At 74.1% G+C, this 21688-nt stretch carries 18 protein-coding genes, 1 tRNA gene and 1 riboswitch; of the genes, 6 read left to right on the top strand and 13 right to left on the bottom strand.

Annotated features, from left to right (window positions below):
- From NF338_RS20720 to NF338_RS20730, 3 genes are all read left to right on the top strand, one after another.
- The coding region (locus NF338_RS20720; protein WP_264032480.1) for a fibronectin type III domain-containing protein at positions 1–2672 on the top strand (2672 nt) is incomplete at its 5' end.
- 101 nt (positions 2673–2773) lie between these two features.
- Positions 2774–3412 carry a ClpP family protease gene (locus tag NF338_RS20725; RefSeq protein ID WP_264032481.1) on the top strand — a complete coding sequence of 213 codons (639 nt, stop codon included), beginning with the start codon at positions 2774–2776 and terminating at the stop codon, positions 3410–3412.
- Positions 3412–4017 carry a ClpP family protease gene (locus NF338_RS20730; protein WP_087469679.1) on the top strand — a complete coding sequence of 202 codons (606 nt, stop codon included), beginning with the start codon at positions 3412–3414 and terminating at the stop codon, positions 4015–4017. The genes NF338_RS20725 and NF338_RS20730 overlap by 1 nt, the downstream gene beginning before the upstream one ends.
- A gap of 97 nt (positions 4018–4114) precedes the next feature.
- On the opposite strand, the gene NF338_RS20735 is transcribed toward NF338_RS20730, so the two are convergent.
- The 3 genes from NF338_RS20735 to NF338_RS20745 form a co-directional block, all read right to left on the bottom strand.
- The gene (locus NF338_RS20735; RefSeq protein WP_264032482.1) at positions 4115–5092 is read right to left on the bottom strand and encodes a DUF6882 domain-containing protein; all 978 of its coding nucleotides are present in this window, start codon (positions 5090–5092) and stop codon (positions 4115–4117) included.
- An 89-nt stretch (positions 5093–5181) separates the two neighbouring features.
- Complete coding sequence (locus NF338_RS21015) at positions 5182–5658, bottom strand: helix-turn-helix domain-containing protein (protein WP_412847398.1); 477 nt, start codon at positions 5656–5658, stop codon at positions 5182–5184.
- Between the two features lie 106 nt (positions 5659–5764).
- The gene (locus tag NF338_RS20745) at positions 5765–6517 is read right to left on the bottom strand and encodes a TenA family protein (protein ID WP_264032483.1); all 753 of its coding nucleotides are present in this window, start codon (positions 6515–6517) and stop codon (positions 5765–5767) included.
- A riboswitch (TPP riboswitch) is annotated at positions 6508–6632 on the bottom strand. It overlaps the preceding gene by 10 nt.
- An 89-nt stretch (positions 6633–6721) precedes the next feature.
- Between NF338_RS20745 and NF338_RS20750 the strand changes: the two genes are divergently transcribed.
- The 3 genes from NF338_RS20750 (at position 6722) to NF338_RS20760 (ending at position 8811) form a co-directional block, all read left to right on the top strand.
- Positions 6722–7648 (top strand): VOC family protein, encoded by a 927-nt coding sequence (locus NF338_RS20750; RefSeq protein ID WP_264032484.1) that lies wholly within the window; start codon positions 6722–6724, stop codon positions 7646–7648.
- Positions 7645–8289 (top strand): alpha/beta hydrolase, encoded by a 645-nt coding sequence (locus NF338_RS20755; RefSeq protein ID WP_264032485.1) that lies wholly within the window; start codon positions 7645–7647, stop codon positions 8287–8289. The genes NF338_RS20750 and NF338_RS20755 overlap by 4 nt, the downstream gene beginning before the upstream one ends.
- 120 nt (positions 8290–8409) lie before the next feature.
- Positions 8410–8811, top strand: a complete 402-nt coding sequence (locus NF338_RS20760; RefSeq protein ID WP_264032486.1) for a VOC family protein — start codon at positions 8410–8412, stop codon at positions 8809–8811.
- Positions 8812–8817: 6 nt separating this feature from the next.
- On the opposite strand, the gene NF338_RS20765 is transcribed toward NF338_RS20760, so the two are convergent.
- The 10 genes from NF338_RS20765 to NF338_RS20810 all read right to left on the bottom strand — a co-directional run bounded on the left by NF338_RS20765 (position 8818) and on the right by NF338_RS20810 (position 21646).
- Positions 8818–8891, bottom strand: a tRNA-Leu gene (locus tag NF338_RS20765).
- 146 nt (positions 8892–9037) lie between these two features.
- Positions 9038–10522 (bottom strand): NAD(P)/FAD-dependent oxidoreductase, encoded by a 1485-nt coding sequence (locus NF338_RS20770; RefSeq protein ID WP_264032487.1) that lies wholly within the window; start codon positions 10520–10522, stop codon positions 9038–9040.
- A 190-nt stretch (positions 10523–10712) separates the two neighbouring features.
- On the bottom strand, positions 10713–12158 hold the full coding sequence (locus NF338_RS20775; protein ID WP_264032488.1) for a hypothetical protein: 1446 nt from the start codon (positions 12156–12158) through the stop codon (positions 10713–10715).
- Positions 12158–12490 carry a PadR family transcriptional regulator gene (locus NF338_RS20780; RefSeq protein WP_047234130.1) on the bottom strand — a complete coding sequence of 111 codons (333 nt, stop codon included), beginning with the start codon at positions 12488–12490 and terminating at the stop codon, positions 12158–12160. Before NF338_RS20780 ends, NF338_RS20775 begins: the two co-directional genes overlap by 1 nt.
- A 102-nt stretch (positions 12491–12592) precedes the next feature.
- Positions 12593–13612, bottom strand: coding sequence for a Ppx/GppA phosphatase family protein (locus NF338_RS20785; RefSeq protein WP_264032489.1), 1020 nt, complete (start codon positions 13610–13612; stop codon positions 12593–12595).
- 21 nt (positions 13613–13633) lie between these two features.
- Entirely contained in the window at positions 13634–14161 is a 528-nt protein-coding gene (locus tag NF338_RS20790) for a DUF501 domain-containing protein (RefSeq protein ID WP_264032490.1), read from the bottom strand.
- A gap of 41 nt (positions 14162–14202) precedes the next feature.
- Complete coding sequence (locus tag NF338_RS20795; RefSeq protein WP_264032491.1) at positions 14203–15081, bottom strand: FtsB family cell division protein; 879 nt, start codon at positions 15079–15081, stop codon at positions 14203–14205.
- Positions 15082–15323: 242 nt separating this feature from the next.
- Positions 15324–16610, bottom strand: coding sequence for a phosphopyruvate hydratase (gene eno / locus NF338_RS20800; protein WP_264032492.1), 1287 nt, complete (start codon positions 16608–16610; stop codon positions 15324–15326).
- 205 nt (positions 16611–16815) lie between these two features.
- Entirely contained in the window at positions 16816–17577 is a 762-nt protein-coding gene (locus NF338_RS20805; RefSeq protein ID WP_264032493.1) for a MazG family protein, read from the bottom strand.
- A gap of 118 nt (positions 17578–17695) precedes the next feature.
- On the bottom strand, positions 17696–21646 hold the full coding sequence (locus NF338_RS20810) for an endo-1,4-beta-xylanase (RefSeq protein ID WP_264032494.1): 3951 nt from the start codon (positions 21644–21646) through the stop codon (positions 17696–17698).
- Positions 21647–21688 lie beyond the last annotated feature (42 nt).

The raw sequence follows: 21688 nt of genomic DNA on the forward strand, positions 1-21688 counted from the left end.
TCGTGACCTACACCGTCACCGACATCGACGGCCTCACCGCCAAGGCCTTCGTCAAGGTCCCCGGCCTCACCGACCAGGCCCCGACCCTGCGACCGGGCATCACCCCGCTGGAGGTCGTCAGCGGTGAGCCGCTGCCCATCGACATCACGGACTACGTGCTCGTCGTCGAGGGCAAGACCCCGCGACTGACGACCGAGGAGAAGGTCACCGCGCTCGAGGGGACCCGTGAGGTGCCCTCGACCACCGAGATCGTCTACACGTCGAACGCCGACTACGTCGGGCCGGCCGCCGTCACCTTCGAGGTGACCGACGGCTCCGGCCCCGACGACCCCGACGGGCACACGGCGCTGCTCACGCTGCCGATCAGCGTGGTCCCGCCGGAGAACCTGCCGCCCGAGCTCTCCACCCCGACGCTCGACGTCGCGGCCGGCGAGGAGGCATCGATCGACCTCGCCCGCTTCGCGACCGACCCCGACGGCGACTCCCTGACCTTCAAGGCCACCGGCCAGGCCCAGGGCGTCACCGTGACCGTCGAGGGCAGCACCCTGCACGCCCAGGCGTCCCCGGACGTGCCTAAGGGTTCGGTCGTGCAGGTCCCGATCACCGTCACCGACGGCGAGCACCCGCCGGTCGAGGGCACCGCGACCCTCACCGTCGTGGCCTCCACCCGGCCCCTCGCGCGCGCCAACCAGGACACCGTCGACGACGCCCACCAGGGCAAGGCCACCACGGTGAACGTCCTCGCCAACGACGCCAACCCGTTCCCCGACACGCCCCTGGAGATCGTGGGTGCGGGTGTCGAGACGGGCCAGGGCGACGTCACCTACGCCGGGAACGACGTGACGATCACCCCGGCCGAGAACTACGTCGGCGTCATGGTCGTCACCTACCGCATCCAGGACGCGACGAAGGACGCCGACCGGATGGTCGAGGGCCGCGTCCAGGTCAAGGTGCTCGGCAAGCCCGAGGCTCCCGCGACCCCGCAGGTCGACGAGGTCCGCTCCAAGACGGTCGTGCTGTCCTGGGACCCGCCGAACAACAACGGCGCCGAGATCACCGGCTACACCGTGCGGTCCCAGAACGGCTACGAGAAGGCCTGCGGCACCACCACCTGCACCCTCGACGGCCTCACCAACAACGTGAAGTACACCTTCACCGTGTTCGCGACCAACGCCGTCGGCGACGGACCCGCCTCCCCGCCCTCGGCCGAGGCCCGCCCCGACGAGAAGCCCGACCCGCCCGCCGCACCCACCCTCGAGTTCGGCGACCAGTCCCTCACCGTCACCTGGACCAACAAGGCCTACACCGACCGCTCGCCCATCGAGACAGTCAATCTGGAGATCTCCCCGGCACCGCCGAGCGGGGCGATCCAGATGCCGTCCCTCTCGGGAAACCAGGTCGTGTGGACCGGGCTCAAGAACGGCGTCGCGTACCGGGTGCGTGTGCAGGCCGTGAACCTCGCGCCCGACCCGTCGGAGTGGGGCGAGTACTCCACCGAGGAGATCCCGGCCGGCCTGCCGGACGTCCCGGAGACGCCGGGCGCGAGCCGTGCCTCCGACTCGCCGCTCAACGGCGGGTCGATCGACGTGTCGTGGAAGCAGCCGTTCGAGAACGGCGACGCGATCAAGGCCTACAGCCTGCAGCGTTACAAGAACGGTGCGCGCGACGGCGCGCCGCTCTCCCTCACCGGGACGAGCTACAAGGCCACCGGGCTCGACAACGAGTCGTCGTACACGTTCACCGTGACGGCCGAGAACAAGGCGGGCGTGACGGCGGAGAGCCCCCAGTCCGCCGCGGTCGTGCCGTTCGGCCGGCCCGAAGCGCCGCCGAGCCCCACCGTGCAGAACGTCGGGTCGTCGTCGCAGGACAGCGGCATCCCGCGCGTGTCGTGGGGTGCGGCCGACGCCAACGGCAGCCCGATCACGGGCTACACCGTGACGGCATCACCGGGCAACGCCACCAAGCGGGTGGCCGGGACCTCGGTGGACTTCACGGACCTGCCCGCGGGGACCTACACGTTCACCGTGACCGCGACGAACGCGGGCGGGACCTCGACGTCCAGCCCTGCATCCAGTCAGGCACGCGCGTACGGCAAACCAGGCACACCGGGTGTCTCCGCCTCGCGCGTGAACGCGACGTCGGGCCGCTTCACCATCTCTGCTCCGTCGTCGAACGGCGGCGACGCAGTGTCGAGGTACAACTGGCAGATCCAGGGCGGGTCGAGCGGGGCGGGTCAGACCGTCAACGTCGGTACCGACTACGGGCAGTCGTTCCGGCTGCGTGCCCAGGCGTGCAACGCCGCGGGCTGCGGCTCGTGGAGCGATTACGCAACGCACAGCACGGACTCGCCCCCGGACCCGCCGAGGGTCTGGGTGACGCGCGGACCGCAGCGGGACACCCAGCCCGGTCAAGGCAACTGCGTTGGCCACATGTGCACCGTATTCCGCGTCAACGCAAACGCGACCTTCCCCTCTGGCAACTACGAGATCAAGTGCTATACGCAGGACGGTCAAGTCGGCAGCTACGCGTGGCCGGTGCGGCTCAACGCCGGCAGCTACGTCGACCTTGGATGCATCCTCGGCAACCGCGGCGGCGGTACCCATACCGTGTGGGTCACCCTCAGCCCGGCCAACGGGGTCACTGTCGACCGGACGTCTTGGCCAAATCTCTGACCGGTGCTGCGCGGTTCTGACGATGCCTGATCTGCCGTCGGCGAATGTGCCGACGGCAGATCACCCGCCTGTCCGGACCCTCCGCGGGTCACGGTGGTCCCATGACCACGCATACGTCACGCCCACCGCACGCGGAGGCCGTCGCCCCGGCGGCGGCGTCCTTCGACGACCAGCTCACGACGCGCCTGCTCCACCAGCGCATCGTCGTCCTCGGCACGGCCGTGGACGACGCCGTCGCGAACCGGCTGTGCGCGCAGCTCCTCCTGCTCTCGGCGGAGGACCCGCGCGCGGACGTCGCGCTGTACATCAACTCTCCCGGCGGCTCGGTGAGCGCCGGGCTCGCGATCTACGACACGATGCGGCTCATCCCCAACGACGTCTCGACCGTCGCGATGGGCTTCGCCGCGAGCATGGGGCAGTTCCTGCTGTGCGCGGGGACGCCGGGCAAGCGGTACGCCCTGCCGCACGCGCGGATCATGATGCACCAGCCGTCGGCGGGCATCGGCGGCACCGCGGTCGACATCGCGATCCAGGCCGAGAACCTCGTCTACACCAAGGGCCTCATGCACCGGCTGACCGCCGAGAGCACGGGGCAGGCCGTCGAGACCATCGCCGACGACTCCGACCGCGACCGCTGGTTCACGGCCGCGCAGGCGCTCGACTACGGGATGATCGACCGGATCGTCGAGTCCGTCGACGACGTCCGTCCCGCCCGCGCGGCCCGGAAGGTGGGACTGTGATGGCGAGCTACACGATCCCGACCGTCGTCGAGAAGACCCCGCTCGGGGAGCGCGCGTTCGACGTCTTCTCCCGCCTGCTGTCGGAGCGCATCGTGTTCCTCGGCACGGAGATCGACGACGGCGTCGCGAACGTCGTCATGGCCCAGCTCCTGCACCTGGAGTCCGACGCCCCGGACCAGGAGATCGGCCTGTACATCAACTCCCCCGGTGGCTCCGCGACCGCACTCATGGCGATCTACGACACGATGCAGTTCGTCCGCTGCGACGTGTCGACGATCTGCATGGGCCAGGCGGCGTCGGCCGCGGCCGTCCTGCTCGCGGCGGGGACGCCGGGCAAGCGGTTCGTGCTCGAGCACTCGCGCGTGCTGCTGCACCAGCCGTCGGGCGGCGGCGAGGGCACCATCTCCGACCTGTCGATCCAGGCCGAGGAGATCCTGCGGATCCGGTCCGAGACGGAAGAGGTCCTGTCCCGCCACACGGGGCAGACCGTCGAGCGCCTGCGCGCGGACACCGACCGCGACCTCGTGCTCACCGCGCGCCAGGCGGTCGAGTACGGCGTCGCGGACGCCGTCGTCACCTCGCGCAAGCTCGCCGCGGCCGCCTGAACCCGGGTCGAACGCTGCGTCCGTGGTCGACGGATGCGTCCCGGGACGCAGCTCTCGGCTGCAGACGCAGCACTCGCGGTGCGCCGCCGCGCGGGGCCTACCCGCGTCGCCGGAACCAGGAACGTCGACGTGGCTCCTGCGCGGGCTCGGCCGCCGGGTCCGGTTCCTCCGTCGCCGCGGGCTCTCCGGGTTCCGGCACCTCGGCAGTGTCCGCGTCGGGCACGTCTCCGGTGTCCGCATCGGGGACGTCGGCGGTGTCCGCGTCGGGCACGTCCGCGGAGTCCGCGTCCGGGTCGACGGCGGTGTCCGCGTCTGGCGCGTGGGCGTCCGGACCCGCTGCTCCCGGCTCGGGATCGCGCGCCGGCGCGGACACCGGGCGCGCCGTCGCCGCGATGCCGGCGATCCGGCCACGCTCGTCGAACCGGACGGCCACGCTCCCGTCAGGAAGCACGAGCACGAGCGCGCCGTCGTCGTCCGACGTCTCGAGCCCGCGCGCGGCCGCGTAGGACGCGACCGCGCGGCGGTGGTCGACGACCGTGACGGACAGCAGGCCCTCGCTCAGCACCCGCACGACGCGCGGCACGCTCGGCGCGGGCAGCGCGAGACCGTCGGCGTCGAGGAGGAACCACGCGCGCGTCCCCCCGCCGACGGGGGCGCTGTAGTGGGTCCAGGACCCGGTGACGGCCTTGGCCGCGAGCGCGAGGCGGTACGGGAGGTCGTCGGTGAGCGGCAGCTCGGCCTCCGCCGCCTCGCGCAGGCCCGTCTCGCGGGTCTTCTCGGCGGCGCGCAGCACGTCGTCGGGGAAGTCGTTGACGTTGTTCCACGCCCACATCCAGCTCCCGGGGCCGGGCGCGGCCGTGCCGAGGAACTGGAGCCGGCACGTCGTCGTCTCGCCGGTGTCAGCGGTGAAGGTGAACGTGCCCGTCGTCATCTCGGCGCCCCACGCGTCGTCGCCGTGGTGGTCGACGAGGTGGAGCTGGTGCTCGTGCGAGAGGAACGCGGCGTCGTCGACGAGCTCCTGGAGGACCGGGGCGGTCTGCTCTGCCGTGCCGTGCGCGGTCTGCGGCTCCGTCATGCCTCGACGGTAACGGCGTCCACCTCGCCGCACCGGGGCGCGACACGCGGTGCCGGCGGGAGCGCCAGGTGCGTGACGACCCGCGGGGCTCAGGCCGCGAGGAGCAGGACGTCGGCGGCGCGCGCGGGCGGGCGCGCCGCGAGCGTGGGAGTCGCGAGCGTGGTGCGCGCGACCGGGAGGTCGCGCACGGGCTCGCCGGCGGGGGCGGGGTGCCGCGGCGCGGAGAGCGCGCCGCGCTCGCGGACGGAGGAGAGCACGCGCACGGGGGCGACGGGGCGCAGCTCCTCCCCCGTGCGGGCCACGAGGTCCACGAGGCGCAGGCCGAGCGCGCCGCAGACGGCGGCCAGCACCTCGGAGGACGCCTCCTTGCGACCGCGCTCCACCTCGGACAGGTAGGCGGTCGAGACGCGCGCGGAGGCCGCGACGTCGACCAGGGTGCGCCCCTGCGCGAGCCGGGCCCGCCGGAGGATCCCGCCGATGACGTGCCGCAGGAGCGGCTCCGGCCGCCCACCCTCTCGGGGCCGGGGGCTCGCCGCCATGCTCGGCACCGCGCTCGTCGCGTCCATGCGGTCACGCTACCCGCGCCCTCGCCCGGGTGCCGAGGCACCCGGGCGAGGATCTGCTGCTGGCGTAAGGCCCGACGTCGGGCGGCTCACCGGTCCGGGAGGGGCGTCACCACCGCTCGAGCGTCCACGCCATCTGCCAGAACCGGATCTCGTGCCGACAGCTCAGCTCGAACGCGCGCTCCATGCGGGCGCGCTCCGCCTCGCCCGCGTCGGCGGCGAGCGCGTCGAGGCGCGACCGGAGGTCGGCCAGGACGCCCTCGGTCCGCTCGGCGGCGTAGAACTCCCACCAGCCCGCGAGCGGGTGGTCGTCCGCGATCGCGCCGGGCGTCGTCTCCCGCTCGCCGAGCCAGAACCGCCGCGCCGACCAGATGTAGGTCCACGGGCACGGCAGGAGCGCGGCGAGCAGCACGCCGAGGGAGTCGCGGCCCGCGGCGAGCATGTGGTCGACGTACGCCTGGGCGCCCGGGGCGAGGCGGTTCGTCTGCGCCTCCTCGTACGTCACGCCGAGGAAGTCGCACATCGCGTGGTGCGCGTGCGACTCGTCGTCGAGCAGGAACCCGGCCTTCTCGTGGAAGTACGCGGCCCACTCGCGGTCGGGAGCGAGCGCCATGCCGAGCCCGTAGCAGCGCAGGTAGGCCGTGAGGTACTGGTGGTCCTGGCCGACGTAGTGCCGCACCGCGGCCGGCTCGACGGACCCGTCGCGCAGGCCGGCGAGGAACGGGTGGTCGTAGAACTCGTCGAAGAGGTGCGCGTACCGGCGCGCGAGGTCGACCGTGAAGCCGGTCTCCCCCGGCCGAACGAGCGCGGTCGGGTCGTCCGCGAGGACAGGGTTCAGGGTGATGGCAGCAGGCGTCGTCATGCCCACGTTCCTCCGCTCGTGCTAGCGAGATCAGGTTCGACGGGTCCGGGCGGCCGTACCGCTCGTCTCAGTCCCTCGGCCCGGCTGCCCGGGCGGGACGCCCCGCGTGGTTCGCCGCGACCCTAGCAAGGAAGCACGGCCCGCGTCGGGAGCATCCGGCGGCGTGTGGGAATATAGTTGTAGCGACAACAAGTTGGAGCAGACATGACCACGAGCACCCCGGGCGCGCCGACCGACCGCCTCCTGTCCCCGTCCACGAGCATGGACGCCGTCACGCTGCGCGTCGGCGACCTCGAGCAGATGACGTCCTACTACACGGGCGCATTCGCGCTGGCCCCGCTCGAGGAGCGCTCGCGCGGCACCGAGGTGCACCGCGTCCTCGGCCGCGGCACGACGCCCATGCTGCGGCTCGTGCACACGCCCGGCCTGCCCGCCGTCGACCGACGCCAGGCCGGGCTGTTCCACACCGCGTTCCTCTTCGACGACGCGGCGAGCCTCGCCGCGACCGTCTACCGTGCCGCGCAGGACCGCCGCGGCGCGTTCGTCGGGTCGAGCGACCACCTCGTCAGCGAGGCGTTCTACTTCACCGACCCCGAGGGCAACGGCGTCGAGCTGTACACCGACCGCCCGCGGGAGACGTGGGTGCGCGAGCGGGGGCAGATCCTCATGGCGACCGAGTACCTGGACCCCAACGCGTACCTGCGCGCGAACCTGTCCCAGGACGCGGTCGACGCCGGGCCCGCCCTCGCCGGGCGGGTGGGCCACGTCCACCTGCAGGTCGGCGACATCGCGACCGCGCGCGACTTCTACGTCGACGCCGTCGGGTTCGAGGCCACCGTCACCGAGTACAGCGGCGCCCTGTTCGCGTCCGCCGGCGGGTACCACCACCACGTCGCGATGAACGTCTGGAACAGCGCCGGCGCCGGCCCGCGCGCCGCGAGCCTCGGGCTCGGCGACGTCGCGGTCACCGTCCCGGGCCGCGACGACCTCGACGCGCTCGTCGCCCGGCTGAAGGCCCGCGGCCTGCAGCACGCCGACGACGGTCGCTCCGTCGTCGTGCACGACCCGTGGGGCACGCGCGTCACGCTGGCCGTGCCCGGCACGACGACCGACGAGCTGCTCGCGCGATGAGCGCTCCCGCCGCCCTCGTCGCCGTCCGCTCCGACGCCGACCCAGCGGGTCCGCCCGCCGCGGGGCCCGTCGTCGTGCTGCTGCACGGGTTCGGCTCGCACGAGCACGACCTGGCGGGCCTCGGCCCGCACCTCGGCGCCCCGTGGGTGTCGCTCCGCGCCCCGCTCGCCCTCCCCCACGGCGGCTTCGCGTGGTTCCCGATCGTCACACCCGGCGACCCCGACCCGGAGCCCGTGGCCCGCGCGACCGAGGCAGTCTGGGCCTGGGTCGACGCCGAGCTCGTGCCCGAGCGGCAGGTCGTGCCCGTCGGGTTCTCCCAGGGCGGGCTCATGGCCACGCAGCTCCTGCGCACGCGCCCCGAGCGCGTGGCGGCGACCGTCGTCCTCGGCGGGTTCGTCCAGGGCGCGGAGCAGCCCGCCGACGCCGCGCTCGCCGCGTCCCGGCCGCCCGTGTTCTGGGGCCGTGGCGCCGAGGACCGCGTCATCGCCCCGCACGCGATCGACCGCACGGCCGCGTGGCTGCCCGGCCGCTCGACGCTCGTCGAGCGCGTCTACCCCGGCCTCGCGCACGGCATCGACGCGCGCGAGCTCGCCGACGTCCGAGCCTTCCTCGACGACGCCGTGGGGAACGCGGCGGCCTGACGCGGGCACGGGCGGGCCGCCCCCGGAGACACCGGGCGCGGCCCCCGCCGGGACGCGCGCCCGGCGTCAGGGGCGCACGATGGGAGCACACCCAGCCGTGCGCACCGAGGAGCCAGGCCGATGTTCCGCAGCCTCTTCCCGATCCTCTCCGTGGCCGACGTGGAGAAGTCGCTCGTCTTCTACCGCGACCTGCTGCGTGGGACCGTCGAGTACGCGTTCCCCGCCGACGGCCCGCCCGTGTACGTGAGCGTGCACGTCGGCGGGTCGCCGCTCGGGATCGGTCTCGACGACGGCACGATGCCCGCAGGCGTCGCGCGCACCGCGCTGTGGGTGTACGTCGACGACTGCGACCGGGCCGTCGAGCACCTCGCCGCGGCGGGCGTGCCGGTGCTCCAGCCGCCGACGGACCAGCCGTGGGGCGAGCGCGTCGCGCGCGTGCAGGACCCGGACGGCACCGTCGTGATCCTCGGCCAGGAAGCCGCGCCGCCGCCCGAGCCCGAGGGCCCGACCGGGCTCTCATGACCTGGGTGCCCCCACCGGGACTCGAACCCGGAACACGCCGGGTTTAAGCCGGCCGCCTCTGCCAGTTGGGCCATGGGGGCGCGGGCCCGAATCTACCGCGCGCACCGTACGCGGCGGGTGCCGAGGCCGAGGCGGGACGTACCCGGACGCGACGAGGGGCGAGCCGCGCGTGCGGCTCGCCCCTCGTGCCGTCAGGCACGGTCCCGGGGTCGCCCCCGGACGGCGGTCAGGACGCCTTGGCGGGGACCTTCTCCTCGGCGTCGGCGGAGACGCCCGCCTCGGCCGCGGCCGCCGAGCCCTGTGCGGTCTGCTTGACCGGCTCGCCGTCCTTCTTGGGCGGCACCGACGCGGCGCGGAACTCCGCGCGCGGGTCGTGCAGGGAGCCCAGCGACACGAGCTCGCGGCCCAGGAGGAACTGCCCGATCCAGCCGATGAAGATGCGGATCTTGCGGTTGCCCGTCGGCATCGCCATGACGTGGTAGCTGCGGTGCATGAGCCACGCGAGCACGCCGCGCAGCTTGAACACGCCGAAAAGCTCCGCGACGCCCTTGTACAGGCCGAGGGACGCGACGGTGCCGACACTCTTGTGGCGGTACTCGACCGGCTTCTCGCTGTGCAGCTCGAGCGCGAGGTTGTCCGCCAGACGCGTCGCCTCGCGGATCGCGTGCTGCGCGTTCGGCGGGCAGAACTTGCCCGGGTTGAGCACGTCGGGGACGGCGGCGCAGTCGCCCGCGGCCCAGGCGTTCGGCACGACGGTGCCGTCGGCGTCGGCGACCTGGAGCGTCGGCAGCACCGTGACGCGCCCCATCTTGTCCACGGGGAGGTCCGACGCCTCCTTGATGACCGGGTTCGCCTTGACGCCCGCGGTCCACACGATCGTGTCGGAGTCGAACTCCACGCCCGTCGACGTGACGACGTGACCGTCCACGCACGACGACAGGAACGTGTTGAGGTGGAACTCGATGCCGCGCTTCTTCAGCTCCTCGAGCGCGTAGCCCGCCATGGGCTCGCTGAGCTCGGGCAGGATGCGCCCCGCCCCCTCGATCATGACGAAGCGGAGGTCCTTCTCCTCGATCGTCGCGTAGTTGCGGGTCGCGTAGCGCGCCATGTCCTCGATCTCGGCGATCGCCTCGACGCCCGCGAACCCGCCGCCGACGAACGTGAACGTCAGCATGCGGCGACGCAGCTGCTCGTCCCACGTGGACGACGCGACGTCCATGCGGTTGAGCACGTGGTTGCGGACCGCGATGGCCTCCTCCACGTTCTTGAAGCCGATCGCGTTCTCCGCGAGCCCGGGGATGGGCAGCGTGCGCGACACCGAGCCGAGGCCGACGATGAGGTGGTCGTACGTGACCGAGTAGTCGTCGCCCTCCTCCGGGTGGATCGTCACGCGGCGCGCGCCGTGGTCGATCGCGACGACCTTGCCCTGGAGCACGTCGACGCCCTTGAGGGCGCGGCGGTGCGGCGCGACGACGTCGCGACCGTCGATCGAGCCCGCGGCCGCCTCGGGGAGGAAGGGCGCGTACGTCATGTACGGGCGCGGGTCGACGACGACGATCGCCGCCTCGCGGCGACCGAGCTTCTTGCGCAGTCGGCGCGCGGCGTACAGACCCACGGAGCCGCCGCCGAGGACGACGACGCGGGGCACCTTGCGGGGCCGCGGCGAAGCGGTCTGGGCACGGCTGACCGAGGTCAGGTCATTCTGAGGCATGGTTCCAGAGTATTACCGGTTGCGGCACAGGCGAGCCGGAGCGTCCGCCAGACGGGCGTGACGCGCCCCACGCTCGCCCCGCGGAGAGGGCAGACCCGACATTCCGCGCGGCGCCGTGGCCGCCGAACCCGGGGGCGTTCCTCACGACGACCACCCGCTGAGGAGCGACCCCGGGTTCGGCACCTCTCGGTCAACCGATCGCGCCGACCACGGGGGTCGGGCCGGTCGGCTGCGGGCCGCCCGCGGGCGGGGTCGGCGCGGGAGCCGTGCCGTCGGCGGGGTCCGGCGCGTCGTCCGACGGTGCGGGGTCACCCTGGTCGCCTGCGTCGCCGGTGCCCGGCTCGTCCGTGCCCGACGTCGCGTCGTCCGCGCCGACGCTCGACGGCACGGCGGTGGGCGCCTTGAGGAACGGCCACGGCATCTCGTGCGTGCGCGTGCCCGTCGCCGGAACGGGACGTCCGTCGCCGTCCGCGTACTCGACGTCCTCCTCCGCGACCGCGCGCAGCGGGTAGACGTTCCAGCGCTCGCGGCCGTCCGTCGAGAGAGCGGGCTGGAAGTACCACGCGCCGTCCACGTCGGGCACCGACCACGGGCCGTACGCGCCCTCCTCGGTCACCGTGCGCACCTGGCGCCCGCGGTCGTCGAAGACCTGGACGTCGCGCACCGGGTCGCCCGCGGCGTCGTAGACGAACAGGTTCGAGACCTGCATCCCGTCGACCCACACGCCGTCCGTGCCGCCGGGACCCGCGAGGTCGACGTTCTGCACGACCGGCGTCCCGCCCCCGCTCGCGTCCGACCAACCCTGCTGGTAGCCGCTGTCCCACCCGGACACGGAGACCGATGCGCTCGCCGCGGTGACGTAGAGCACGGTCGGGACCGCCGCGACGGCCGCCGCGACGGACAACGGGCGCACGACCTTGGGCAGGAACGTCGTCGGCAGCCAGCGACCCCGACCCCACTGGACGCTCACCACCACCGCGGCGAGCACCACGACCCGTGCGGAGAGGTCCCGTGGCATGACCGCGACCTGGTAGCCGCCGAGCAGCGCGAGCAGGAGCGTCGCCACGACCCAGCCGCGCAGGATCCACCACGCGGGTGTCAGCGTGCGGAGGAACTCCATGACGGAGGCCCACTGGGGCGTCGAGGTGACGGGTCGCCACAGGGAGCGCCACCCGGACGAGAGGATCCCGCCGAGCACGAGCAGCCGCCCGCGCAGCCCGATGCGAGGGCGGCGCGCACCGCCCGGCGCGACGGCGGGCGGGAGTCCCGCGGCGGCGCGCAGCTCGGCGGCGTACTCCGCGGGCGGGCCGAAGAGCGCGACGAGGTCGAGGCCGGAGGCCTCGGCGCTCCCGCCGGCGAGGGCGCCCGGCACGTCGGCGAGCTCTCCGGCCCTGCTCGCGGGACCGCCGTCGGGAAGCGGACGAGAGGCGCCGCCGCTGCGCGGCAGCGCGCCCGGCGCGTCGACGACCGCCTCGGCGAGGTCGGCCTCGAGCCCGTCGGTGAGCTCCTCGACCTGCTCCGGCCGCAGGTCGGCGAGGTGCGCGCGCACCTGCTGCGCGTACGCGTGGACGTGCCCGTAGAAGGCCAGGCCCACGGGTGCCCCGGCGGGCTGCTGCGCGGGCGTCGTCGTGCTCATCAGGCGGCCACCTCTCCGGTCCGCAGCAGCGCGGACACGGTGCCCGCGAACGTCTGCCACTCCTTGCGGTGCAGGTCGAGCATCGCCCGCCCCTGCGCGTTGATCCCGTAGTACTTGCGGTGCGGCCCGGCGTCGGACGGCACGACGTACGTGGTCAGCGCCCCGCTCGCGTACAGGCGCCGCAGCGTCCCGTACACCGACGCGTCCCCGACGTCGTCGAGCCCCGCGGCGCGCAGGCGTCGCACGACGTCGTACCCGTACCCGTCCTCGGCCTCGACCGCCGCGAGGACCGCGGCGTCGAGCACCCCCTTGAGCAGCTGCGTGGTGTCCATCCGACCCTCCGTCGGGCGTGGCCCTGGTCCGGCCCGCCGAACCCGGGGTCTCTCCCCACCCCGGGCTTCGGGTGGGGAGCGATCCCGGGCTCGGCGGTCGGGTCAGGCGATGGACCAGGCGATCCCGTCGAGGATGTCGTGCTCGCTCGTGACGACCTCGGTGAGCGAACCGCCCGCAGCGGCGACGTCGTCGCGCACGCGACGCACGACCTCCGACCACACGAGCGCGCCCGCGCCGATGACGTCCACGCGGCCCGGGTGCATGAAGCTGAGCGCGGTGCGCTCGGCGCGCGAGCGGTGGAGCAGGTCGTCGCACGCCGCGAGGACCGCGTCGACGGACAGCACGGCACCGTTGATGCGGTCCCGGTCGTACCGCGCGAGGCCCAGCGCGTGCGCCGTCACCGTCGTGACCGATCCCGCGAGGCCCACGAGCGTCGCCGCCTTCCCCAGCGGGACGACGGCGGCCGCCTCGTCGAGCGCGGCGCGCACGTCCGCGCGGGCCGCGGCCTCCTCGTCGGCGGTCGGGGGGTCGGACCGCAGGTGCCGCTCGGTGAGGCGCACGCAGCCGACGTCCATCGAGAACGCGGCGTCGGGGGTCGCCGTGCCGAGCACGAGCTCGGTCGAGCCGCCGCCGAGGTCCACGACCGCGTAGGGACCGGGCCGGACGGCCGCGACGGTCGACGTCGCGCCGCGGAACGACAGCGCCGCCTCCTCCTCGCCCGAGACGACCTCGGGCTCCACGCCCAGCGCGGCCAGGACCCCCGCGACGAACTCGTCGCGGTTCTCGGCGTCCCGCGTCGCCGACGTCGCGACGAACCGCGTGCGCGTCGCACCGAGCTCCGCGACCACGTCGGCGTAGCGGCCCGCCGCGTCGAGCGTGCGCGCCAGCGCCTCGGGCGCGAGGCGACCGGTGCGGTCGACCCCCTGGCCGAGCCGGACGACCTCCATGCGTCGGTCGACGTCGACGAGCGTGCCCGCCACGGGGTCGACGTCCGCGACGAGCAGGCGGATCGAGTTGGTGCCGCAGTCGATCGCGGCCACGCGCGAGGCGCCGGGCGGGAGCACCGGCGCGGCGCGCGCGCCCGGGTCACGGGTGAGGGGAGAGGTGGAGCCTGAGGTCATGCGACCAAGCGTGCCACGGCGTCAGCAGGCGCAGCGGTCGGGGCGCCAGACGTCGCGCACGCGCTCGAGCGCCTCGTCGCCCAGCGGGTTCACGCCCGGCCCGGCGGCCAGGGCGTGCCCGACGAGGACGTGCAGGCACTTCACGCGCGTCGGCATCCCGCCGGCCGAGATCCCGGCGATCTCCTCGACGTGACCGAGCGCCTCGCGCTGCGCGAGGTAGTGCTCGTGCGCGCGCCGGTACGCCGCGGCGAGCTCGTCGTCCTCGGTGAGGCGCTCGGACATCTCCTTCATGACGCCGTTCGCCTCGAGCGTCGAGGCGGCCGCCACGGCACCGGGGTGCGTGAGGTAGAAGGTCGTGGGGAACGGCGTGCCGTTCTCGAGCCGCGGCGCGGTGCGGACCACGAGCGGCCGGCCGCACGCGCACCGCGCGGCGATGCCGACGACCCCGCGCGGGGTGCGCCCGAGCTGCTCCGCGAGGGTCTCGAGGTCGCGCTCGGTGACGACGGCGTCCGAGTCGTCGGCGGGGATGGCCAGGCGGGCGTCGGGCACGGGTCTTCCTTCGGGTCGGTCGGGCGCGTCGGGGCGACGCGTCACCCATTCTCCCCGCTCGACGGCGCCGAGCCGTCGCCGTCCGGTTCCTCGCCCGCGGGCGGGGCCTCCTCACCGGCCCCGTCGTCGGCCGGTCCGCTGCCCTCGCCCGCGCCCGACGACACCGGCTGCTCGCCCGCGACCTGCACCGACGCCCAGATCGCCTCGTACCAGGGCGTGCCGTCCTCGTAGCCCTGCACCGGGCCGTCGGTGATCGTCCGCCCGGTCTGCGGGTCGATGTCGTCGACGACGGTGTCCGGGTCGAGCACGCGCCACGGCCGCTCGCCCGGCATGACGTAGTTCAGGCGGTCCCGCGCCTCGCGCTCGACGTACGCCTGGTCGTCCCAGCGGTCCAGCTCGGACTGGAGGTCGTCGTGCTGGGTCTGCGCCTGCGCGAGGTCGTTGCGCAGCTCGCGCAGCTCGCCCGTCTGGTTGACGTACGCCCGCAGGGTGGGCAGCAGCAGCACGACGGCGAGCAGCACGACGACGGACAGCACCAGGGTGCGGACCGTCACCACCTCGGGCAGCAGGAAGCCGTACCGGCTCCGGCGCCGGTCCTCCGGCGCGGGGCCTGCGGCGCGGCGCGACGGTGCGGGGCGCTGCGCCCGCGTGGCAGGGCGGCGGGCACCCGACGACGTCGCCTTCGCCCCCGTCCCGCGACCCGTCGAGGAGCTCGTCCCGGTCGTCGGCCGCGGAGCCGACGCGACCTTCGGCGCGGGCGGGGTCGCAGCAGGCTTGGCCGCCGAGGGGCGGGACGCACCGGCCGCCGTCGACCCGGACCGGGGCGCCGGCTTCGGCTTCGACCCGGACGACCCGCGCGCGGGCCCGGTCCCCGGTCGCGCGGGGGCACCGGGACGCGGAGGGCGGCGCGAGGACGGCATGCCCCGATTGTGCTGCCGCGACGGCTCCGGCCCCGGGAGCACGCGCGGTGCGCCCGCGAACGTGAGCCGATCGACACGACATCTTCACCCGCGACCGTGACCTGCGGCGCCACCCTGGTGCTCGCCGCACGCTCCGGTCCCGGACGCGCCGGAGCCCGGCGGGCCGACGAGCGGCGCACCGGGCTCCGGGTGCCGGGTCGCCCCGGCGGGGTTTGCTGCGTGACCGGACGGTCAGCCGCAGGTCAGCCCTGCACCGTCCAGCGCGGGAACGCGCCGCGACCGGCGTAGCGCGCGGCGTCGTCCAGCGCCTCCTCGATGCGCAGGAGCTGGTTGTACTTGTTGATGCGCTCGCCACGGGCGGGGGCACCGGTCTTGATCTGGCCGGCGTTCGTCGCGACGGACAGGTCGGCGATCGTCGTGTCCTCGGTCTCGCCGGAGCGGTGCGACACCATCGCGGTGAAGCCGTTGCGCTGCGCGAGCTCGACGGCGTCGAGCGTCTCGGTGAGCGTGCCGATCTGGTTGAGCTTGACCAGGAGCGAGTTCGCCGCCTTGAGCTCGATGCCCTTGGCGAGGCGCTCCGGGTTGGTGACGAACAGGTCGTCGCCGACGATCTGCACCTTGTCGCCGACCTCGGCCACGAGCTGGGACCAGGCGCCCCACTCGTCCTCGGACAGCGGGTCCTCGATGGAGACCAGCGGGTAGTCGCGCACGAGCTGCTCGTAGTACGCGATGATGTCCTCCGAGCTCGTCGCCTTGCCCTCGAACTGGTAGGCGCCGTCCTTGAAGAACTCGGTCGCGGCGACGTCGAGCGCCAGGCCCACGTCCTTGCCGGGGACGAACCCGGCCTGCTCGATCGCGACGAGGATCAGGTCGAGCGCGTCGCGGTTGCTCGGCAGGTTCGGGGCGAAGCCGCCCTCGTCGCCGAGGCCCGTCGCGAGGCCCTTGCCCTTGAGCACGGACTTGAGGGAGTGGTAGACCTCGGCGCCGGTGCGCAGCGCCTCGCGGAACGAGGACGCGCCGATCGGGGCGACCATGAACTCCTGGATGTCGACGTTCGAGTCCGCGTGCGACCCGCCGTTGAGGATGTTCATCATCGGCACGGGCAGGACGTGCGCGTTCGGGCCGCCGACGTAGCGGTACAGGTCGAGGCCGGCGCTCTTCGCGGCGGCCTTCGCGACGGCGAGCGAGACGCCGAGGATCGCGTTCGCGCCGAGCTTGCCCTTGTTCGGGGTGCCGTCCAGGTCGATGAGGGCGGCGTCGATGAGGCGCTGGTCCTCGGCCTCGAAGCCGATGAGCTCCGGGGCGATGTCGTCGATCACGGAGTTGACCGCGCCCTCGACGCCCTTGCCCAGGTAGCGGGACTTGTCGCCGTCACGACGCTCGACGGCCTCGAACGCACCGGTCGACGCGCCCGACGGCACTCCGGCGCGGGCGAACGTCCCGTCGTCCAGGACGACCTCGACCTCGACGGTCGGGTTTCCGCGGGAGTCGAGGATCTCGCGCGCTCCAACGGCTTCGATGCTGGCCACAGGTGCTCCTTCGGGGCAGGGCTGCGGGCGCTTCGAATGGGATGGCCGACCCGGGCAGGGAAACCCGGGACGCCGCGTGCGCGCCCGCGACGGTGGTGGGTTTACGACCACAGCCTAGTGCCCAGATGTGACCTGCGCCGCTGCGTCCGGTCCGTGGGCCACGGGTCGGGGACCTGCGCGACGACGATCGGGACGAACGTCCCGGTCAGACCGGTCGCTCCTCGCGCCCCGTCTCGGCCGCGATGATCTCGCCCTCGACGCGCCGCAGCTCGCCGCGCAGCGCGGCCTCGGCGTCCAGCCCGTCCGCCTCGGCGCGCGCCACGAGGGCGAGCAGCTCGCGCCCCAGCCGCTCGTCCGCCGTCGTGCCCGCGGCACCGTCCGCGGTGGTCGCACCGCCCGACGGCGCCGCGAGCGCCGCGCCGACCGCGTCGCCGAGGCCGCCGCGCCCGGCCCGGGAGAGGACCTTCTGCGCGCGGGCGAGCGCGCCCTGGGTGTGCGAGATGCCCTCGAGCACGGACGAGCGCTGCTTCTCGGCCTTCTTGATCGCGTCCCACTGCTGGTGCAGGTCGGTGACCTCGGCGTCGGCGAACACGTGAGGATGGCGTCGCACGAGCTTCGCGGCGAGGTCGGCCGCGACGTCGTCGACCGTGAACGGGTCCGGCTCCTCGCTCGCGATGCGCGCGTGGAAGAGGACTTGGAGCAGCAGGTCGCCGAGCTCCTCGCGCATCCCCGCGCGGTCGCCGGTCTCGATGGCGTCGGCCAGCTCGTGCGCCTCCTCCAGCAGGTACCGCACGAGCGACTCGTGCGTCTGCTCGCGGTCCCACGGGCACCCGCCCGGGGAGTAGAGCCGGTCCATGACGGCGACGACGTCGCGCAGCGCGTCGGTCGCCGGGTCGTGCACGGAACCCGGGGCGTGCGCGGGCTCCTGCTCGGGCTGCGGGGCGGCCGAGGCCTCGGGGGCGATCACCGGTTCATCGTAGGTTCGCCGAGCATGCGGTTCGCGCCGGTCGAGCATGCGGTCGTGGCCCGTCCGGGCGTCCGGACGGGCCACGACCGCGTGCTCGGCGGGTCGGTGGGTCGGCAGGTCAGCAGGTGCGCGGCTCCGCCGTGATGTCGCGGGTCGTCGAGCGGCCGTCGTCGAGCGCGGCCGTGACCGTGGCCGTGGTGGCCGGGACCGACGTCGCGCGGGCCGCGAACGACTGGTACGCGTTCGCGCCCGGAGCCACCGCCGTGAACGTCCGCGTCCCGTACGGGGTCGTGAGCGTGACGTCGACGGGCACGTCCTCGCGGTTCGTGGCCCGGACCGCGACGTACGCCTTGCCCGCGAGGCAGCGCGCCGACGCCTCGACGTCGAGCGCGACCTCGGGCGCGGCGCCCGCGCCGACGAGCCGTGCGACGCCCCAGCGGGCCGTCGACTGGTAGCCCGCCCCGGACGGGTCCGCCCAGTTGCGGATCGCCGTGCGGGTGCCCCCCGACGCGTCGTTGACCTGGAGGTCGAGCCCGTGGAACGTGCCCTCGCCGCCCTGGTCGGCGAGGTCGACGGCGAGCTCCACGACGTACCCGTCGGCCGTGCGCGTGGTCGCGCTCGTGACGCGCGCCCGTTGTGCCGCCTCGTCGCCCGTGCCGAACGACACGGCGTTCTCGGCGCTCACGCGGATCTGGGTGTCCAGGTCCCGGTAGGCGCCGTTCTTGGCGTTGCCCGCGTCGACGTAGACCTCGACGGAGTCCTGCACCCACGGGTCGGAACCGCTCACGTCCACCACCGGGTCGGCGACCTCGGCGAGCACGTAGAGCGTCCGGTCGCGCCACAGGGTGCGGACGGTCGCGACCGCGCCGCCGCTCCCCTGGACCTCCTTCGCGGTCGTCACGGGCGCGTTCGCCTCCGCCCACACGGCGTCGACCTCGCCGTCGACCGCGGGAGCGGCCGACGCGGGCGCGACCTCGAGGTAGGACAGCTCCTCGAGCAGGCGCAGCGTGCCCGTCGCGCCGGGCGTGTTCCACGCTGACGTCGCGTCGGTCCCCCCGTCCGTAGCGCGCACGTCGAGCGCGAGCGTGTCGCCCGCGCCGGCGGCGTCGAGCGGGAGGTGCGCGACGACGTCGTACCCGCCCGCGCGCTCGGTCACCTCCGCGGAGACCCCCGCGCTCGTCGTCCCGTCGCGGCCGACGACGTGCTCCGCGCCGTCGAGCGCGAACGTCACGGCGTCGGCGGCGTCGGCGGTCGCGTCGTCGACGCTCGCGAACGCCGTGAGGTGGTGGGGCGACCAGCGGAGCTGGAACCCGGCCTCTCCCCCGGCGGCCCCGCCCGGCGCGGCGAACGTGTGCAGCGGGAGCCGCTGCCAGTCCGGGGCCGCCGCGGCGTCGCCGTCGAGCGGGACGTCCCCGGCGAACACGTCGGCCGTGCGCAGGAGCGCCGGCAGCTCGGCGTCGACCACGCCGTGGTAGGCGGGCTTGGCCTTCAGCGCGTCGTCGAAGACGAGGGGAGCGCCGCTGTCGACGCGCCAGCTCCGGCCGTCGGTGAGGCCCCACACGGTGACGGAGTACAGGTCGTCGGCGTGCGCGCGGAACACGCGGAACGCGTCGCGGTAGTAGTACCCCTGCTCGACGAGCGACGCCTGGGTGACCGGGGTCCCGGTCGTGACGTCGAGCTCGGTGACGGCCTGCGTCACGGGCAGGTCGGCGAACCGCTCGATCGCGCCCTCGAGCGCGGAGACCGGCATCGCGAGGCTCACGTGGAACTGGTGCCCCACGCCGTCGACGGGCACCCCGCGCGCGAGGAGCCGCTCGACGAGCGCGTGGTAGCGGTCCTGCTTGCCGCCCTGCTCGGTGTTGTAGTCGTTGATGAACAGCGCGACCGGCCGCTCCCCGCGCTCCTTCGCCGCCGGGTCCGCGTAGACGTCGTTGAACGCCTCGTCGGCGTACGCGAACGCGAGGTCCAGGTACTCCTCGCCGAGGATCCGGAACCACTCCGAGCGGCGCAGGCCGTCGGGGTTCTCCCCGCCGTCCGACACGACCTCGTTCACCACGTCGAACGCCGTGAGCGGGTTGTCGCCGCCGAACGGGCCGTAGGCGTCCGCGAGCGCCTGCGCGACGGAGAAGACGTGCGTCCGCAGGCGGTCGCGCAGCACCTGCCGGTCCGCGTCCGACGTCGTCAGTGGCGCGCCGTCGGCGCCCTCGAAGAACCAGGCCGGCGTCTGCGAGTGCCACACGAGCACGTGGCCGTAGACGCGCAGGTCGTGCGCGGCCGCGTAGTCCATGAGCGCGGTGGCCTCGGGGTGCGTCCGGAACGTGCGGTCGTCGTCGTACCAGGCCTCGGGCTTCATGTGGTTCTCGGCCGTGACCTGGTCGAAGTGCCGCAGCAGCAGCTCGGAGGCCGCGCCCGAGGTCTCCCGGCTGTCGATCGCGACCCCGACCGGGACGTCGACGGTCTCCTTGATGCCCGTGAGGTCCTCGACCGCGGGCGGCGGCGGCACGCGCAGCACGACGTCGTCGACGAGCAGGTCGCTCGTGTTGTCGCCGTTGTAGTCCGTCTCCAGGTAGAGCAGCGCCTCGTCCGCGGCGGCACCCGGGAACGTCGCGGTGATCTGCGTCCAGCCGGTGCTCGTGATCCCCGAGAGCTGCGCGAGGGTCGAGTACGACGTCGCCCCGTCGACCGTGCGCGCGATGCTGAGCCACACGTCGTCCGCGGGCTGGCCCTCGGCGAAGCGCACCCACGCGCTGAGCTCGTACGTCGTGCCGGCGGCGAGCAGCCCGGTCACGTCGTGCCCGATGCCGTCGCCCTGACCGTCGCGACCGGAGACGACCGCGGCCTGCGTGCCGCCGTGCGCCACGTCCGTGAGGTCGAGCGACGGCGTCGTCGCGTCGCCCGCGCGCGGCACCCAGCCGCCGAGGCCGTCCTCGAAGCCGGTCTCCAGGAGGACCTCGCCGCCGCGCGGCGGCGTGCCGACGGGGAACGTGAACTGCCAGCCGGCCGCGAGCCGCTCGGCGACGACCGTCTCGACCGCCGCGAGCGTGCCCGCGCGGTCGCCGCCGCCGTCGTGCGCGAGCACGACCTCGCCGGGCCTCATCGCGGCGCGCAGGTTCGCGGTGAGCGTCTCGACGTCCTGGGTCTCCCAGTCGGAGATCGTGTTGACGACGGCGAGCGGCTGCATGCCGAGCGCGACGGCGACCTCGGGGGTCGCGCCCCACGAGCCGTTCGGCGCGCGGAAGAACGGGACCGGGTACTCCGGGTCGCCGAGCGCGTCGCGCAGGACGCCGAGGTTCTCGACGAGATCGGCGCGCACCTGGTCGGGCGACCACGCGCCCATGTCGGCGTAGCTGGTCGAGTGGTTGCACAGCACGTGCCCCCCGTCGACGATCCGACGCAGGAGCTCGGCGCCGCCCGGCGCCTCGACGTTCTGGCCGATGACGCAGAACACCGCGTGCAGGTCGTGCTCGGCGAGGAAGTCCAGCAGCGCGGGCGTCGTGCCGGGGTTGGGGCCGTCGTCGAACGTCAGGGCCGCGACGTCGCCGGTCCCCTCGGCGAGGCGCACCGGCGTCGGGACGGGGTTCACCGCTCCCCCGGGCACGACGCCGTCGCCGGGGTCGGTCGCGACGGTCGTCACGCGGACGTCGTCGAGCAGGAACGACGGGTGCGACCCGGAGACCGGCGCGGCCTCGACGTAGAGCGTCGCCGCGGTGAGGCCCGCGGGCAGGGTGTACGTCCCGCCGATCTCCACCCACCCGTCGGCCGTCGTCGCGACGGCCCCGCCGACCCAGGTGTAGGCGTCGCCCGCCGCACCCGTCTCCTGCACGGTGAAGTGGACCCCCGACGTCTCGGTCGTGCCCGCGGGGAGCTTGACCCAGGCCTCGACGTCGTACGCGACGCCGGGCTCGAGCAGCGCGAGCGCGTCGGTCGCGACGCCGTGCCAGTCCGCCGTCCGGCCCGTCACCGCGAGGCTCGACGTCCCGCCGTGCGACTCGGCGTCGGTCAGCGCGACGGTGACCGGCCCCCGCGCCACCCACGGTGCGCTCGCCCCCGATTCGAAATCGTTCTCCACAACGATGTCGATATCGTTATCGAGTTGGGCAGACGTCGGCGC

It is taken from the genome of Cellulosimicrobium sp. SH8 (assembly GCF_025818875.1).
In the GTDB taxonomy this organism is placed as follows: Bacteria; Actinomycetota; Actinomycetes; order Actinomycetales; family Cellulomonadaceae; genus Cellulosimicrobium; species Cellulosimicrobium cellulans_D.

What these genes read in the sequence shown, in the direction of transcription:
- NF338_RS20775 (WP_264032488.1), bottom strand. Translation starts at nt 12,158, where the DNA reads ATGAGCACGACGACGCCCGCGCAGCAGCCCGCCGGGGCACCCGTGGGC.
- NF338_RS20795 (WP_264032491.1), bottom strand. Translation starts at nt 15,081, where the DNA reads ATGCCGTCCTCGCGCCGCCCTCCGCGTCCCGGTGCCCCCGCGCGACCG.
- NF338_RS20745 (WP_264032483.1), bottom strand. Translation starts at nt 6,517, where the DNA reads ATGACGACGCCTGCTGCCATCACCCTGAACCCTGTCCTCGCGGACGAC.
- NF338_RS20780 (WP_047234130.1), bottom strand. Translation starts at nt 12,490, where the DNA reads ATGGACACCACGCAGCTGCTCAAGGGGGTGCTCGACGCCGCGGTCCTC.
- NF338_RS20785 (WP_264032489.1), bottom strand. Translation starts at nt 13,612, where the DNA reads ATGACCTCAGGCTCCACCTCTCCCCTCACCCGTGACCCGGGCGCGCGC.
- NF338_RS20750 (WP_264032484.1), top strand. Translation starts at nt 6,722, where the DNA reads ATGACCACGAGCACCCCGGGCGCGCCGACCGACCGCCTCCTGTCCCCG.
- NF338_RS20725 (WP_264032481.1), top strand. Translation starts at nt 2,774, where the DNA reads ATGACCACGCATACGTCACGCCCACCGCACGCGGAGGCCGTCGCCCCG.
- NF338_RS20760 (WP_264032486.1), top strand. Translation starts at nt 8,410, where the DNA reads ATGTTCCGCAGCCTCTTCCCGATCCTCTCCGTGGCCGACGTGGAGAAG.
- NF338_RS20730 (WP_087469679.1), top strand. Translation starts at nt 3,412, where the DNA reads ATGGCGAGCTACACGATCCCGACCGTCGTCGAGAAGACCCCGCTCGGG.
- NF338_RS20755 (WP_264032485.1), top strand. Translation starts at nt 7,645, where the DNA reads ATGAGCGCTCCCGCCGCCCTCGTCGCCGTCCGCTCCGACGCCGACCCA.
- NF338_RS21015 (WP_412847398.1), bottom strand. Translation starts at nt 5,658, where the DNA reads ATGGACGCGACGAGCGCGGTGCCGAGCATGGCGGCGAGCCCCCGGCCC.
- NF338_RS20735 (WP_264032482.1), bottom strand. Translation starts at nt 5,092, where the DNA reads ATGACGGAGCCGCAGACCGCGCACGGCACGGCAGAGCAGACCGCCCCG.
- NF338_RS20770 (WP_264032487.1), bottom strand. Translation starts at nt 10,522, where the DNA reads ATGCCTCAGAATGACCTGACCTCGGTCAGCCGTGCCCAGACCGCTTCG.